At 59.0% G+C, this 14,149-nt stretch carries 13 protein-coding genes; 4 read left to right on the forward strand and 9 right to left on the reverse strand.

Annotation, left to right across the window (positions count from 1 at the left end):
- Positions 1 to 38: 38 nt before the first annotated feature.
- The 3 genes from ACYZTW_RS31055 to ACYZTW_RS31065 all read right to left on the reverse strand — a co-directional run bounded on the left by ACYZTW_RS31055 (position 39) and on the right by ACYZTW_RS31065 (position 3,102).
- Entirely contained in the window at positions 39 to 335 is a 297-nt protein-coding gene (locus ACYZTW_RS31055) for a winged helix-turn-helix domain-containing protein (RefSeq protein ID WP_007894945.1), read from the reverse strand.
- A gap of 106 nt (positions 336 to 441) precedes the next feature.
- Positions 442 to 933, reverse strand: a complete 492-nt coding sequence (locus ACYZTW_RS31060; protein ID WP_462003049.1) for a M48 metallopeptidase family protein — start codon at positions 931 to 933, stop codon at positions 442 to 444.
- A 45-nt stretch (positions 934 to 978) separates the two neighbouring features.
- Entirely contained in the window at positions 979 to 3,102 is a 2,124-nt protein-coding gene (locus tag ACYZTW_RS31065) for a putative bifunctional diguanylate cyclase/phosphodiesterase (RefSeq protein ID WP_462003050.1), read from the reverse strand.
- 322 nt (positions 3,103 to 3,424) lie between these two features.
- Between ACYZTW_RS31065 and ACYZTW_RS31070 the strand changes: the two genes are divergently transcribed.
- Positions 3,425 to 4,093, forward strand: coding sequence for a polysaccharide lyase family 7 protein (locus ACYZTW_RS31070; protein ID WP_462003051.1), 669 nt, complete (start codon positions 3,425 to 3,427; stop codon positions 4,091 to 4,093).
- Positions 4,094 to 4,754: 661 nt separating this feature from the next.
- On the forward strand, positions 4,755 to 5,048 hold the full coding sequence (locus ACYZTW_RS31075) for a fructose-bisphosphate aldolase (RefSeq protein ID WP_462003052.1): 294 nt from the start codon (positions 4,755 to 4,757) through the stop codon (positions 5,046 to 5,048).
- Between the two features lie 69 nt (positions 5,049 to 5,117).
- On the opposite strand, the gene fba is transcribed toward ACYZTW_RS31075, so the two are convergent.
- The 6 genes from fba to tkt all read right to left on the reverse strand — a co-directional run bounded on the left by fba (position 5,118) and on the right by tkt (position 11,349).
- Positions 5,118 to 6,182 carry a class II fructose-bisphosphate aldolase gene (fba, locus tag ACYZTW_RS31080; protein ID WP_149416425.1) on the reverse strand — a complete coding sequence of 355 codons (1,065 nt, stop codon included), beginning with the start codon at positions 6,180 to 6,182 and terminating at the stop codon, positions 5,118 to 5,120.
- A gap of 129 nt (positions 6,183 to 6,311) precedes the next feature.
- On the reverse strand, positions 6,312 to 6,644 hold the full coding sequence (locus tag ACYZTW_RS31085; protein WP_462003053.1) for an MliC family protein: 333 nt from the start codon (positions 6,642 to 6,644) through the stop codon (positions 6,312 to 6,314).
- Between the two features lie 56 nt (positions 6,645 to 6,700).
- Positions 6,701 to 6,922, reverse strand: a complete 222-nt coding sequence (locus ACYZTW_RS31090; RefSeq protein ID WP_462003054.1) for a hypothetical protein — start codon at positions 6,920 to 6,922, stop codon at positions 6,701 to 6,703.
- A gap of 34 nt (positions 6,923 to 6,956) precedes the next feature.
- Positions 6,957 to 8,120, reverse strand: a complete 1,164-nt coding sequence (locus ACYZTW_RS31095; RefSeq protein ID WP_033060390.1) for a phosphoglycerate kinase — start codon at positions 8,118 to 8,120, stop codon at positions 6,957 to 6,959.
- A 12-nt stretch (positions 8,121 to 8,132) separates the two neighbouring features.
- Positions 8,133 to 9,200: an erythrose-4-phosphate dehydrogenase gene (gene epd, locus ACYZTW_RS31100; protein ID WP_462003055.1), complete on the reverse strand. Its 1,068-nt coding sequence runs from the start codon at positions 9,198 to 9,200 to the stop codon at positions 8,133 to 8,135.
- 151 nt (positions 9,201 to 9,351) lie between these two features.
- Entirely contained in the window at positions 9,352 to 11,349 is a 1,998-nt protein-coding gene (gene tkt, locus ACYZTW_RS31105) for a transketolase (protein WP_462003056.1), read from the reverse strand.
- Between the two features lie 273 nt (positions 11,350 to 11,622).
- Between tkt and ACYZTW_RS31110 the strand changes: the two genes are divergently transcribed.
- On the forward strand, positions 11,623 to 12,618 hold the full coding sequence (locus ACYZTW_RS31110) for an ArsR/SmtB family transcription factor (RefSeq protein WP_462003057.1): 996 nt from the start codon (positions 11,623 to 11,625) through the stop codon (positions 12,616 to 12,618).
- Positions 12,619 to 12,636: 18 nt separating this feature from the next.
- The gene (metK, locus tag ACYZTW_RS31115) at positions 12,637 to 13,827 is read left to right on the forward strand and encodes a methionine adenosyltransferase (RefSeq protein WP_462003058.1); all 1,191 of its coding nucleotides are present in this window, start codon (positions 12,637 to 12,639) and stop codon (positions 13,825 to 13,827) included.
- Positions 13,828 to 14,149 lie beyond the last annotated feature (322 nt).

The raw sequence follows: 14,149 nt of genomic DNA on the forward strand, positions 1-14,149 counted from the left end.
GGCTGGGGTGAGGGGTCGATCTAAAGCGAACCCAACAATCAGGGGTACTCAAGCACCGCTTTGATCTGCCGAAGATTGCGCTCGATCCACCCCCGATCAATCGCCCCCCACTCGCGAATTCGATAACGCCCGGCATGATTGCGCGCACCTTCTTCCTGCTCGAACTCGCAAACAATATCCAGATCCGCCAATGCCGCGATGGTGTCCTGAGCCGTGCGCCGGGGCATGCCGGTCACTTCGGTCAGCGCCGGGACGCTACTGGCCAACCCGCTATCAATCAGGTACGCCACGTACAACCGGCGGTAGAAGCTGCTCTTGGTCTTGCTTACGTCCATCTAAACACTCCCGGCTTAAAAAGATCGCAGCCTTCGGCAGCTCCTACAGGGTGTACGCCTTCCAATGTAGGAGCTGCCGAAGGCTGCGATCGTTTGATCTTGATCTTTATTGCATATCCCGCCACGTCAGGTACACCCGCACATCGAACTCCACCTGGTGATACCCCGGCAACATGTGTTCGCAAAGCTTGTAGAACGCCTTGTTGTGATCCGACTCTTTGAAATGCGCCAGTTCATGCACCACGATCATTTTCAGAAACTCGGCAGGCGCCTCCTTGAACAACGAAGCAACACGAATTTCTTTCTTGGCCTTGAGCTTACCGCCCTGCACCCGGGATATCGCGGTATGCAGGCCGAGGGCGCGGTGGGTCAGGTCCAGGCGGTTGTCGAACAACACCTTATCGATGGCCGGTGCGTTACGCAGGTATTCCTGCTTGAGGTCCAGCGTATAGGTGTACAACGCCTTGTCGCTCTGTACCCGGTGTTTTTCCGGATAACGCTGGCTCAGGTAATCGCCCAGCCGACCGTCGGCGATCAGCTGGCGCACCTGGTCCTGCAGTGCTGCGGGATAGGCCTGGAGGTATTTCAACGTGGTCATTGGGGCGGCAACACAAGTCACGAAAAGGTCGCCAGTGTAGCGAATTCAACCGGTCAGCGTGTTCCAGTCGAACGGCTGAACAAAGTCGCCGACGTCCTCGGCCATCATCGGCCGAGCGACCAGAAACCCTTGCACGTACTCGCAACCATTGGCTTGCAGCCACTGATATTGCGCAACGGTTTCCACCCCTTCGGCAATCACCAGCATCCCGTACTGCTTGCACAGCTCGATCACATTGCGCACCAGCACCGCATCGCGTGAGGACTCCAGAAGCCGGGCAATCAAATGCCGGTCGAACTTGAGCGTGTCCAACTCCAGATCACGCAGATGAGACAGCGAGCACGGCCCGGAACCAAAGTCATCCAGGGCCACCCGCACACCCAGGTTACGCAGCAGGCGCAGCTGTTTGCGAGTTTCCTCGGGGTTTTGCATCAAGGCCTCTTCTGTGACCTCGACTTCCAGATGGCGCGCCTGCAAACCATAACGCTCCAGTACCTGGCGCAACTCGGTGACCAGATTGGGCATGCCGAACTGCGTACTGCTCAAACTGACACCCAACACCAGATCCTCGGCAAACAAGGTTTCCCAGGCTTTTCGCTGGCTCGCCACTTGTTGATAGATCCAGCTGCCCAGGCGACTGATCAACCGTGCCTCTTCCAGCAACGGCAAAAACAGCCCCGGTGGAACATCGCCGACGCTCGGGTGCTGCCAGCGCAGCAACGCCTCGAAGCCACGAATCTGCCCGCTGGCAATGGCCACCTGCGGCTGATAGGCCAAATTGAAATCCCGGTTCTCGATGGCCGCGCGCACACTTTCTTCGAGCATCAGCCGCGAGCGCGCCCGGCCGTTCATTTCGTGATCGTAGAAACGATATTGCTGACGGCCGGCGCGCTTGGCTTCGTACATGGCGATGTCCGACGCGCGCAGCAAGCCGTCGAGATTGGAACCGCAATCCGGATAAGTCGCAATGCCGATGCTGGCACCCAAAACGATATCCAGACCATCGATCTGCTGACAGATCGACACCCGCTCAATGAGTTTCTCGGCAATCTTTGCCGCTTGCTCGGGGAATTCCAGATCCAGCAAAGCAGTGAACTCATCACCGCCCATGCGCGCCAGAATGTCGAAGGGCCGCAGACAGGCCTTCAACTGCTCGGACACCCAACGCAGCGCCCGGTCGCCGGCATCGTGACCGAGGGAATCGTTGACCCGCTTGAAGCCGTCGAGGTCCAGATACAGCAGCACCCAGGCGCTGTCGGAACGGTCGCCACGAAGCAGCAGGTTTTCCGCCGTCTGGTAAAAGCCGCGACGATTGAGCAGCCCGGTCAATGGGTCAGTGACCGCCTGGAACTCCAGTTGCTGATGCAGATGGCGCACCACCGACATGTCCAGCACCGTCACCACCATCGCATGTTGTTCGCTGGGCAACGGTGCGCAAGACAGAGCCACAGGCACCTGCTGGCCGGGCGCCGTACGCAGCAATGCATCATGCAGGCGCAAGGTTTCGCCGCGTTTGTAACCGGCGAACAGCTCGGAGTCGGCCCAGATCGGGATGTGCGGATTTTGTAGGAAATCCAGGAACTCTTTGCCTTGCAGGTCTTGCACCGTGGCATTGAGCAGCCGCGACATCGCCGGATTGGCAAAGCGGATCAGACCGTCCTCACCGACCACCAGGATGCCTTCGGCGGCATTGTCCAGCACAGAGGCATTAAACGCGCGCGCGACCTCCAGATCGTGGCTCAGGCGCTGCAACGCACGGCGATTGCGCTGATGCTCGAGCAGCGCCTGGACTTTGGGCTTGAGAATTTGTGGGTCGAACGGTTTGAACAGGTAATCCACCGCGCCGCTCGCATAGCCCTTGATCACAGCGTCCTGGGACTGTTCGTTAGCCGTGAGGAAAATGATGGGGGTGAGGCAGGTTCGTTGGCTGCCGCGCATCAGGCGTGCCACTTCAAAACCGTCCATGCCCGGCATCTGCACATCCAGCAGCACCAGGTCGACATCGTGTTCGAGTAACAGACTGAGTGCCTCGAAGCCCGAGGCGGCGGTCATGACCTGCCAGTCCTGGCGCTGCAACAACGCGCGCATGCTGATCAGGTTTTCAGGGTAATCATCAACGATTAAAAGGATTGAACTGCCTTCAGCTGGCGTGGGTTGCGCGCATTCCATGCTGCTTCTCTTATGCGGGACGTCAGGCCGGTTTCTCGTGAAAACCGGACAAATACTAAGCCTTCACTCTAGACCGGGTTCCGCAAAAGCAGAAGCTATCAGTACGCCATCATTTAACTAAAGCGTCCATTTGCCGACTAACGGTCGGCGCCACAGGCCCCTAAAACCGGGAAAGATGGCCTTTTAACAGGATTTTGACGTCACCCGTTTGTCATTTACGCATTAACAAATTGAACTTCTGCGCTTATAAGGATTGCCCCAAGGCGCGTGCTAGAGCTTCTGGCACGTGCGTGCAGTAAAAAATTCGTGGAAGCTTTTGTCTATGATCGATCTCGCAACCTGGAACCTCAGTGTTCCCGTCGGCAATCCGCCGTACACCGTTGAAACGTCAAAACTGGTGGATGGCTTCAAGGATCAATACTTCCACTCCGACACCGGTACCTTGTTTTTCTGGGCCCCGGTCACCGGTTCCAAAACTGAAAATGCGAAGTACCCCCGTACCGAACTTCGCGAAACCTACAGCAATGGCACCCTGAAAAACTGGCTCTACCCGGACGCCGACAATACCCTGCGCGCCACCCTGGCAGTGAATCAGGTACCGAGTTCGGGGAAGATCGTTATTGGCCAGATTCACGCCTATGAAAGCCAGAAGCCCCTGGTGAAGCTCGAGTATCAGTACTCGACCAGCACGGAGTCGGGCAACATCGTCGCCAAAGTGCGCATGCACCCCGATGACGGCGAAGGACGGGTAATCACCATTGCTACCGGGGTGAAACTGGATCGGGAGTTTTCCTACCTCATCCACCTGAGCCCGGGCGGAGCGTTGGGCATCAGTGCGGCGGGCTACCAGTGGGACACCGAAATCAGCAAGACCTGGAGCGTCAAGCCGCTGTACTTCAAGGCGGGGGTGTATGTGCAGGACCACACCGGGTACACCAGCGAAGGCGGGAAAGTGACGTTCAGCAAGCTGGATATTGATCACGACAAGTAGCGTTTCTATCGTTTCCAAGAATACCGCAAATCCCCGTAGCAGCTGCCGAGCCTGCGAGGCTGCGTTCGAGGACGAAGTCCTCGCCAGCCCGGTGAATCCGGTCTAACTGAATAAATACGTTGTCTGATTTACGACTGCTGCGCAGCCGAACGCAGCCTCGCACGCTCGACAGCTGCTACAACCAAATGATCTGAGCCTCCGAAAACTCGTAGGACTCCTCCGACCGTGGCGAGGGAGCTTGCTCCCGCTGGGCTGCGAAGCAGCCCAAACCCCTCCCCCCAATTTCCTCAGACACACCACATCGCCCGGTTCTATTGCCCCTACGCCACCGAACGAGACCAAACCGTCTCACCACATGACCGAAAAGGCGTCCTACAGCCCGGTTGCGGCTACCCGAATCGCGGCCTAAAGTTGGCCTGTCGCTGACATCGTTGGCGATAGGGTTTCGCAGCCCTAACGATACGTGTAGTAACCTAGCGCCTCGAAAATGACGGGGCGCATCAGTACCCGTCCTCCTTTTTATGGTGGCTGTGTGTGGGAGACCTTCGGGTCTGCCGGGTTCCTTGTATCCTCGGTCTGCGAACCCGCACACAGCTACCACCCCATTCGGTTCGCAGCGAACGGCAGTAGCTCTTCTTTTCGATATAAGGAAGATTTACTTATGACAATGAACAACCCGCCCCGCCGCTTCACCCCCATGTCCCAATTCGCCACCGACTACCCCGTCCTGCTCATCGACAGCGACGCCCCGCTACGCGAACTCCACAACTGCGTCAGCGAACGCCTCAATGCCGTTCTCAAATACCTGCACCTGATGGCCTGCACCAGCTTGCCCGACTATGCCGAGAACGACATCAACACCGTCACCAACATCGCCCGGATCATGATCCAGGATGTAAGCGATGTGTTTCGGGTGATTGAGCAGCGCGGATTTGAAACGCCCAAGAATCAGTAGCCAATTTTCAGGCAATAAAAAACCCGCATCGCTGCGGGTTTTTTTAATACCGGTAATAACGTTCCAGGCTTAGTTGACCTTAGCGTTCAACTCACCCTTCAAATACCGCTGATACATCGCTTCCAACGAGATCGGCTTGATCTTAGAAGCATTACCAGCAGTACCAAACGCCTCATAACGTGCAATACACACATCACGCATGGCAGTAACAGTCGCGCCGAAGAATTTACGCGGATCAAACTCGCTCGGATTGGTAGCCATCAAACGACGCATCGCACCGGTGGAAGCCAAACGCAGGTCAGTATCAATGTTGACCTTGCGCACGCCATGCTTGATGCCTTCAACAATCTCTTCAACCGGTACGCCGTAGGTTTCTTTGATGTCGCCGCCGTACTGGTTGATGATCGCCAGCCAGTCTTGCGGAACCGAAGAAGAACCGTGCATCACCAGGTGGGTGTTCGGGATGCGTTTGTGGATTTCTTTGATGCGGTCGATGGCCAGCACGTCGCCGGTAGGCGGCTTGGTGAACTTGTACGCGCCGTGGCTGGTGCCGATGGCGATGGCCAGTGCGTCGACCTGGGTGCGCTTGACGAAGTCAGCGGCTTCTTCCGGGTCGGTCAGCATTTGGCTGTGATCCAGAACGCCTTCGGCGCCGATGCCGTCTTCTTCACCGGCCATGCCGGTTTCCAGCGAACCCAGGCAGCCCAGCTCGCCTTCTACCGATACGCCGCAGGCGTGAGCCATGGCCACGGTTTGTTGGGTCACGCGGATGTTGTAGTCGTAGTCGGTCGGGGTCTTGCCGTCTTCGCCCAGGGAACCGTCCATCATCACCGAGCTGAAGCCCAGTTGGATAGAGCGCTGGCAGACGTCAGGGCTAGTGCCGTGGTCCTGGTGCATGCACACCGGGATGTGCGGGAATTCTTCGATGGCTGCCAGGATCAGGTGACGCAGGAACGGGGCGCCGGCGTATTTGCGAGCACCGGCCGAAGCCTGGACGATCACCGGGGAGTCAGTCTTGTCAGCGGCTTCCATGATGGCGCGCATCTGCTCAAGGTTGTTAACGTTGAAGGCTGGAACGCCGTAGCCGTACTCGGCTGCGTGGTCCAGCATCTGGCGCATGCTGATAAGTGCCATTGTGTGTGTCTCTCCCGGTTGAGGGTCGTTAATCGTGCCAGCCTGCCGTAGCGGCGGCGGCTATTCAAGTTATTGCAGATCGGGGGTCAGCCCGGCCTGCCAATTCGGTGTTGCCTCAATCTTGCGGCGTTACTGCGTTTTGCAACCACGGCCGATCAAATCATTGGTGGCGACCCAGTACACCAGGCCTTCCTCACCTTTTATGTGAAACGCCAGCATGTCATTGCTGTACAGCGAACCTTCGGCGCCCGGCTCATGCTTCAAGCGGTAGACCTGGTCGGCACCGCCCAGGCGGACGTCGACTTCCTTGCGGCTGTCGTCGGTGTAGCGCCAGAGCACTTTGGCCTGGCTGTCACAGGTCCAGGTGGTCCAGTTGTCCGTCGATTCGGCAGGCTTGAACAGGTTCAAATTAGCGCAACCTGCCAGCAGAGCCAGCGCCGTAACGGCGATAAAACCTTTCATCCATGTTCCTCGACCGACAGCGCACGCCGCCAGCCCTGAGTAAAGTGTCAGACCCGTCAAGGGCAACCATGTTCCTTGGCCGGGGTCTGTGTCTCGTATTTGTCCAGGCCATCAGGCCCGGAACGCTTGTTGATCACCGGGTTGGTTTCCGCCTGCCAGTCGGCCTGGTAACAGCCTTTGTCCTGTTCAGGCGTCTCGGGTACTTTCGGGGCTTTCGGGTTACTCCCGCAAGCCGCCAGCATACCCGCGACAATCAACAGCGCTAACGTCTTGACCATCTGAACACTCCTTTGCCTGGTCAAATGAACGACCTCAGGCCTTGGCCCGGCTTTCCAGGACTTCAACGGCCGGCAGCACCTTGCCTTCGACGAACTCGAGGAACGCACCGCCGCCGGTAGAAATGTAGGAGATCTGATCGGCAACGCCATATTTATCGATAGCGGCCAGGGTGTCGCCGCCACCGGCGATGGAGAACGCCGAGCTTTCTGCGATGGCCTGGGCCAGGACTTTGGTGCCGTTACCGAACTGGTCGAATTCGAACACGCCCACCGGGCCGTTCCACAGGATGGTTTTGGAGGACTTCAGCAGCTCGGCAAAATTCGCCGCGGTCTGTGGGCCGATGTCCAGAATCATGTCGTCAGCGGCCACATCAGCGATCAGCTTGACGGTAGCGGTGGCGCTTTCAGCGAATTCCTTGGCAACCACGACATCGACCGGCAGCGGCACGCTGACCTTGGCGGCGATGGCGCGAGCGGTGTCCAGCAGGTCCGGCTCGTACAGGGACTTGCCGACCGGGTGACCGGCAGCCGCCAGGAAGGTGTTGGCAATGCCGCCGCCAACGATCAGCTGGTTGCAGATCTGGCTCAGGCTGTTCAGCACGTCGAGCTTGGTCGAGACCTTGGAGCCGGCAACGATGGCAGCCATTGGCTGGGCCGGGGCACCCAGGGCTTTGCCCAGTGCGTCCAGTTCGGCGGCCAACAACGGGCCGGCGGCCGCGACTTTGGCGAACTTGGCCACGCCATGGGTCGAACCCTCGGCGCGGTGAGCGGTGCCGAAGGCGTCCATCACGAACACGTCGCACAGGGCGGCGTATTGCTGGGCCAGTTCGTCAGCGTTCTTTTTCTCGCCTTTGTTGAAGCGTACGTTTTCGAACAGCACGATGTCGCCGGCCTTCACGTCAACGCCGCCCAGGTAATCAGCCACCAGTGGCACTTCGCGGCCCAGGGCTTTGCTCAGGTAGTCAGCGACTGGCTTGAGGCTGTTCTCGGCCGAGAACTCGCCTTCGGTCGGACGGCCAAGGTGCGAGCAGACCATCACGGCCGCGCCTTTTTCCAGGGCCAGCTTGATGGTCGGCAGCGAGGCCAGGATTCGCGCATCGCTGGTGACAACACCGTCCTTGACTGGGACGTTGAGGTCTTCGCGGATCAGTACGCGCTTACCTTGCAGATCGAGGTCGGTCATCTTCAACACGGTCATGGGTCGCATTTCCTACTGTTTTGGAGAGCAGTGTTTTGGAGAGCCAGCTGATTGCAGATAGTGTTCCGCAACATCCAGCATTCGGTTGGCAAAACCCCATTCGTTGTCGAACCAGGCCAGGATGTTCACCAGCCGTGGGCCGGAAACTCGGGTCTGACTGGCATCGACGATGGCCGAATGTGGGTCATGATTGAAATCACAACTGGCGTGAGGCAACTCGGTGTAGGCCAGAAGGCCTTTGAGCGGGCCAGTGGTGGCGGCCTCGCGCAAAATCCGGTTGATCTCGGTGGCGTCGGTGTCGCTCACGGTCTGCATCGTAATGTCGAGGCAAGACACGTTAACCGTCGGCACCCGCACGGCTTTGGCCTGAATTCTCCCGGCAAGTTCCGGTAACAGGCGTTCGATGCCGCGCGCCAGACCAGTGGACACCGGAATCACCGACTGAAACGCCGAACGGGTGCGGCGCAAGTCTTCGTGATGATAGGCGTCGATCACCGGCTGATCGTTCATCGCCGAGTGAATGGTGGTGATCGACACGTATTCCAGACCAATGGCCTGATCCAGCAGGCGCAACAGCGGCACGCCGCAGTTGGTGGTGCAGGACGCGTTGGACACCAGCAACTCATCACCGGTCAGGCAATCCTGGTTCACGCCGTAGACGATGGTGGCGTCGACATCCGCCTCGCTGGCCATCGGCTGGGAAAACAGCACACGCGGTGCGCCAGCGTCGAGGAAACGCTGGCCGTCTTCGCGAGTGTGGTAAGCGCCGGAGCACTCCAGCACCAGATCGACGCCCAACGACGCCCAATCGATGCCTTCGGGGGTGGCACTGCGCAGGACCTTCACGCAGTCGCCATTAATATGCAGACAATCGCCGTCGACCTTCACTTCCCCGGGAAAACGCCCGTGAGTGGAGTCGAAGCGTGTCAGGTACTCGATGCTGGCCATGTCAGCCAGATCGTTGATCGCAACAATTTCAAACCCGGCCTTATCGCCTCGCTCAAACAACGCACGCAAGACGCAACGACCAATCCGGCCGTAGCCGTTGAGTGCAACTTTGTAAGGACGCGGTTGAGGCATGGGGTTCTCGATTACCTGGGTGAATCCGTCATTGCAGCGTTGTCTGAGCCACCGCTTTCGCGAGCAGGCTCGCTCCCACATGGGCAATGTAGATCCCTGTGGGAGCGAGCCTGCTCGCGAAGTCGGCGGTTCAGACGCCGCGTCTTCTGGATCAGTCTTCCAACAGCTCTTCAGCCTGACCCAGGATGTTTTCCAGGGTGAAGCCGAACTCTTCGAACAAGGCTGGCGCAGGCGCCGACTCGCCGTAGGTGGTCATGCCGATCACGCGGCCTTCCAGGCCCACGTACTTGTACCAATAGTCCGCGTGCGCGGCTTCAATGGCGATGCGGGCGCTGACCTGCAACGGCAGAACCGCTTGCTTGTAGCCGGCGTCCTGAGCATCGAACACGCTGGTGCAAGGCATCGAAACAACACGTACTTTGCGACCTTGTTCGGTCAGCTTGTCGTAGGCCTGAACCGCCAGACCCACTTCCGAACCGGTGGAGATCAGGATCAACTCAGGCTCGCCGTCGCAGTCCTTCAACACGTAACCGCCACGGGCGATGTCGGCGATCTGGAACGCATTGCGGGTTTGGTGCTGCAGGTTCTGACGCGAGAAGATCAGCGCCGAAGGGCCGTCCTTGCGTTCCAGAGCCAGTTTCCAGCACACCGCCGATTCAACGGCATCGGCAGGACGCCAGGTGTCGAGGTTCGGCGTGCTGCGCAAGCTGGTCAGTTGCTCGATCGGCTGGTGAGTCGGGCCGTCTTCGCCCAGACCGATGGAGTCGTGGGTGTAGACGAACACCACGCGCTTCTTCATCAGCGAGGCCATGCGCACGGCGTTGCGGGCGTATTCCATGAACATCAGGAAGGTCGCGCCGTACGGCACCAGGCCGCCGTGCAGGGACACGCCGTTCATGATTGCGCTCATGCCGAATTCGCGAACGCCGTAGTACACGTAGTTGCCGCTGGCGTCGTCAGCCGACACGCCTTTGCAACCTTTCCACAGGGTCAGGTTGGAACCGGCCAGGTCAGCCGAGCCGCCCAGCAGTTCAGGGAGCAGCGGGCCGTAGGCATTCAATGCATTCTGGCTGGCTTTACGGCTGGCGATGGTTTCGCCCTTGGCGGCGACTTCAGCAATATAAGCCGAGGCTTTTTCAGCGAAGTCTTCCGGCAGGTCGCCACTCAGGCGACGAACCAGCTCGTTGGCCAATTCAGGGAAGGCAGCGGAGTAGGCCGCGAAACGCTGATCCCATTCGGCTTCGGCCGCACGACCGGCTTCCTTGGCGTCCCACTCGGCGTAAATGTTGGCCGGGATTTCGAACGGGCCGTGATTCCATTTCAGCGCAGCGCGGGTCAGCGCGATTTCCGCGTCACCCAGTGGGGCGCCGTGGCAGTCTTCTTTGCCTTGCTTGTTCGGCGAACCGAAACCGATGGTGGTCTTGCAGCAGATCAGGGTTGGCTGATCGCTTTTGCGCGCGGTATCGATCGCGATCTTGATCTCTTCAGGGTCGTGACCGTCGACGTTGCGGATGACCTGCCAGTTGTAGGCTTCGAAACGCTTAGGCGTGTCATCGGTGAACCAGCCTTCGACTTCGCCGTCGATGGAGATGCCGTTGTCATCGTAGAAGGCGATCAGTTTGCCCAGGCCCAACGTACCGGCCAGGGAGCCGACTTCGTGGGAAATACCTTCCATCATGCAGCCATCACCCAGGAACACGTAGGTGTGGTGGTCGACAACGTTGTGGCCCGGACGGTTGAACTGCGCCGCCAGTACTTTCTCTGCCAGGGCAAAACCCACGGCGTTGGCCAAGCCTTGGCCCAGTGGACCGGTGGTGGTTTCAACGCCTGGGGTGTAGCCCAATTCCGGGTGACCCGGGGTGCGGCTGTGCAGTTGGCGGAAGTTCTTCAGGTCATCGATCGACAGATCGTAGCCGGTCAGGTGCAGCAGCGAGTAGATCAACATCGAGCCGTGACCGTTGGACAGCACGAAGCGGTCACGGTCGGCGAACGATGGATTGCTCGGGTTGTGCTTCAGGTAGTCACGCCAAAGTACTTCGGCGATATCCGCCATACCCATAGGGGCACCGGGATGGCCGCTGTTGGCTTTTTGCACGGCATCCATGCTGAGGGCACGAATGGCGTTGGCACGCTCACGACGGCTGGGCATCGCTGTTCTCCTGCGGATATTGAATCGAGAGTGAATAAAACGAAACGGAAAAAAGGCGAGCATTTTCCCTCACCCACCCGCCTCGGGGCAATGACAGATAGTCATCTGAGGGCGTTTTTCCGGTGGATAAAGTCGCATTTGCCTGGTGAAACCTTTCCGCTGACGATTTGTAGAGTGACCCTCTCCCCAAGAAGTGCCATCTATCGAGCAATATCAAAACTTTTTGATATTGCTCTTGCGGTGTTTTCTGACCGTCACTAGACTGCTGGCCTTATGAATTTACGTGTGCCTTCCATTCAACATGACGATTGCGATGAGCTGGCGGCCCTGTGCAAGGCCGGCGGCGATCCTCTGCGGCTGAATGTATTGCGCGCGCTGGCCAACGATTCGTTTGGCGTACTGGAGTTGGCGCAGATTTTTGGCATCGGCCAGTCCGGCATGAGTCATCACCTCAAGGTATTGGCCCAGGCCGACCTCGTGGCGACGCGCCGTGAAGGCAACGCGATTTTCTACCGTCGCGCCCTGCCCCACACCGACCTGCTGGGCGGCAAGCTGCATGCCGCTCTATTGGAAGAAGTGGACAACCTGACCCTGCCTGTCGATGTGCAGTCGCGGATCGGTCAGGTCCATGGACAACGAGCGGCGGCCAGCCAGGACTTTTTCTCACGGGTCGCGGAGAAGTTTCGTGCCCAGCAAGACTTGATCGCCGGCCTGCCGCAATACCGCGAAAGCGTGGTGGCACTGCTCGACAAGCTGAGTTTCAGCGAAGGCGCCACGGCCATCGAAGTCGGCCCCGGCGACGGCGCTTTTCTGCCGGAACTGGCCCGCCGCTTCACGCAGGTCACGGCGCTGGACAACAGCCCGGCGATGCTCGAGCTGGCTCGCCAGGTTTGCGAACGTGAAAGGCTGGCTAACGTCAGCCTGCAATTGGCCGATGCATTGAACGGTGTCAGCCTCAAGGCTGACTGCGTTGTATTGAACATGGTGCTGCACCATTTCGCCGCGCCGGCCGAAGCACTCAAGCACATGGCCGACTTGCTGCAACCGGGCGGTAGCCTGCTCGTGACAGAGTTATGTAGCCACAACCAGAGTTGGGCCAGGGAGGCCTGCGGTGATCTCTGGTTGGGGTTTGAACAGGACGATTTGGCCCGTTGGGCCACCGCTGCGGGACTCGTTCCCGGGGAAAGCCTTTATGTAGGCTTACGTAATGGTTTCCAGATCCAGGTCCGCCATTTTCAGCGACCGGCTGGCGACACTCACCATCGGTAAATTCAGGAAAAAATCGAGATGAGCGAATACTCCCTCTTCACCTCCGAGTCCGTGTCCGAAGGACATCCGGACAAAATCGCCGACCAGATTTCCGATGCGGTGCTGGACGCCATCATTGCTGAAGACAAGTTCGCCCGCGTGGCGTGCGAGACCCTGGTAAAAACCGGCGTGGCAATCATCGCAGGTGAAGTCACCACGTCGGCCTGGGTCGACCTGGAAGACATCGTCCGTAACGTGATTCTCGACATCGGCTACAACAGCTCCAATGTCGGCTTCGACGGTGCGACCTGCGGCGTGATGAACATCATCGGCAAGCAGTCCCCCGACATCAACCAGGGTGTCGATCGTGCCAAGCCTGAAGATCAGGGCGCCGGCGACCAGGGCCTGATGTTCGGCTACGCCAGCAACGAAACCGACGTGCTGATGCCAGCACCGATCACCTTCTCGCACCAGCTGGTTCAGCGCCAGGCCGAAGCCCGTAAATCCGGCCTGCTGCCTTGGCTGCGCCCGGACGCCAAGTCGCAAGTGACGTGCCGTTACGAAGACGGCAAGGTTGTCGGTATCGACGCCGTTGTACTGTCGACCCAGCACAACCCTGACGTGTCCTACAAAGACCTGCGCGAAGGCGTGATGGAGCTGATCGTCAAGCACGTACTGCCTGCCGAACTGCTGACCAAAGACACCCAGTTCCACATCAACCCGACTGGCCAGTTCATCATCGGTGGCCCGGTAGGCGACTGCGGTCTGACCGGTCGCAAGATCATCGTTGACAGCTACGGCGGCATGGCCCGTCACGGCGGTGGCGCGTTCTCCGGTAAAGATCCATCGAAAGTTGACCGTTCGGCAGCCTACGCGGGTCGTTACGTGGCCAAAAACATCGTGGCGGCCGGCCTGGCCGAGCGTTGCGAGATTCAGGTTTCCTACGCGATTGGTGTTGCTCAGCCGACTTCGATCTCGTTGAACACCTTCGGCACTGGCAAAATCAGCGACGACAAAATCGTCAAACTGGTTCGCGAAGTGTTCGACCTGCGTCCATACGCAATCACCACCATGCTCGACCTGCTGCACCCGATGTACCAGGAAACCGCTGCGTACGGCCACTTCGGTCGCACGCCGGCTACCAAGACTGTGGGCGAAGACACTTTCACCACCTTCACTTGGGAAAAGACCGACCGCGCCGATTCCTTGCGCGCTGCTGCCGGCCTGTAAGACTTCCCCGGCGGTACCAAAAGCCCTGCACGGTTCGCCGTGCGGGGCTTTTTATGTGCGCCCAGCATGGGCGCAATCTTGTGGGTGAAAGTCCCGCCGTAAGCTGACCACAGCGAACGAAGTGAAGCGCAACTGCATGAGGGCGACCGAGTGTGGGGAGGAAGCGTGGATCGAAGCCATGAGCCGATGTACAAGAACCGGATAGAAGGCGAAGCCGATCAGGGCGAGCGGGCATAAAACCGCGAAGCTCTTGTGGTCAAGGATCAGGTTGCGTAAATCCGGCGGTTGTGTGGTGAAGGATTGCGTTCTTACCTGGGGAGAT

This window comes from Pseudomonas sp. LB3P25 (assembly GCF_054897985.1).

Bases quoted from the DNA above. Each gene is read 5' to 3' on its own strand.
- ACYZTW_RS31055 (WP_007894945.1), bottom strand. From the start codon at position 335: ATGGACGTAAGCAAGACCAAGAGCAGCTTCTACCGCCGGTTGTACGTG.
- ACYZTW_RS31060 (WP_462003049.1), bottom strand. From the start codon at position 933: ATGACCACGTTGAAATACCTCCAGGCCTATCCCGCAGCACTGCAGGAC.
- ACYZTW_RS31065 (WP_462003050.1), bottom strand. From the start codon at position 3,102: ATGGAATGCGCGCAACCCACGCCAGCTGAAGGCAGTTCAATCCTTTTA.
- ACYZTW_RS31070 (WP_462003051.1), top strand. From the start codon at position 3,425: ATGATCGATCTCGCAACCTGGAACCTCAGTGTTCCCGTCGGCAATCCG.
- ACYZTW_RS31075 (WP_462003052.1), top strand. From the start codon at position 4,755: ATGACAATGAACAACCCGCCCCGCCGCTTCACCCCCATGTCCCAATTC.
- fba (WP_149416425.1), bottom strand. From the start codon at position 6,182: ATGGCACTTATCAGCATGCGCCAGATGCTGGACCACGCAGCCGAGTAC.
- ACYZTW_RS31085 (WP_462003053.1), bottom strand. From the start codon at position 6,644: ATGAAAGGTTTTATCGCCGTTACGGCGCTGGCTCTGCTGGCAGGTTGC.
- ACYZTW_RS31090 (WP_462003054.1), bottom strand. From the start codon at position 6,922: ATGGTCAAGACGTTAGCGCTGTTGATTGTCGCGGGTATGCTGGCGGCT.
- ACYZTW_RS31095 (WP_033060390.1), bottom strand. From the start codon at position 8,120: ATGACCGTGTTGAAGATGACCGACCTCGATCTGCAAGGTAAGCGCGTA.
- epd (WP_462003055.1), bottom strand. From the start codon at position 9,200: ATGCCTCAACCGCGTCCTTACAAAGTTGCACTCAACGGCTACGGCCGG.
- tkt (WP_462003056.1), bottom strand. From the start codon at position 11,349: ATGCCCAGCCGTCGTGAGCGTGCCAACGCCATTCGTGCCCTCAGCATG.
- ACYZTW_RS31110 (WP_462003057.1), top strand. From the start codon at position 11,623: ATGAATTTACGTGTGCCTTCCATTCAACATGACGATTGCGATGAGCTG.
- metK (WP_462003058.1), top strand. From the start codon at position 12,637: ATGAGCGAATACTCCCTCTTCACCTCCGAGTCCGTGTCCGAAGGACAT.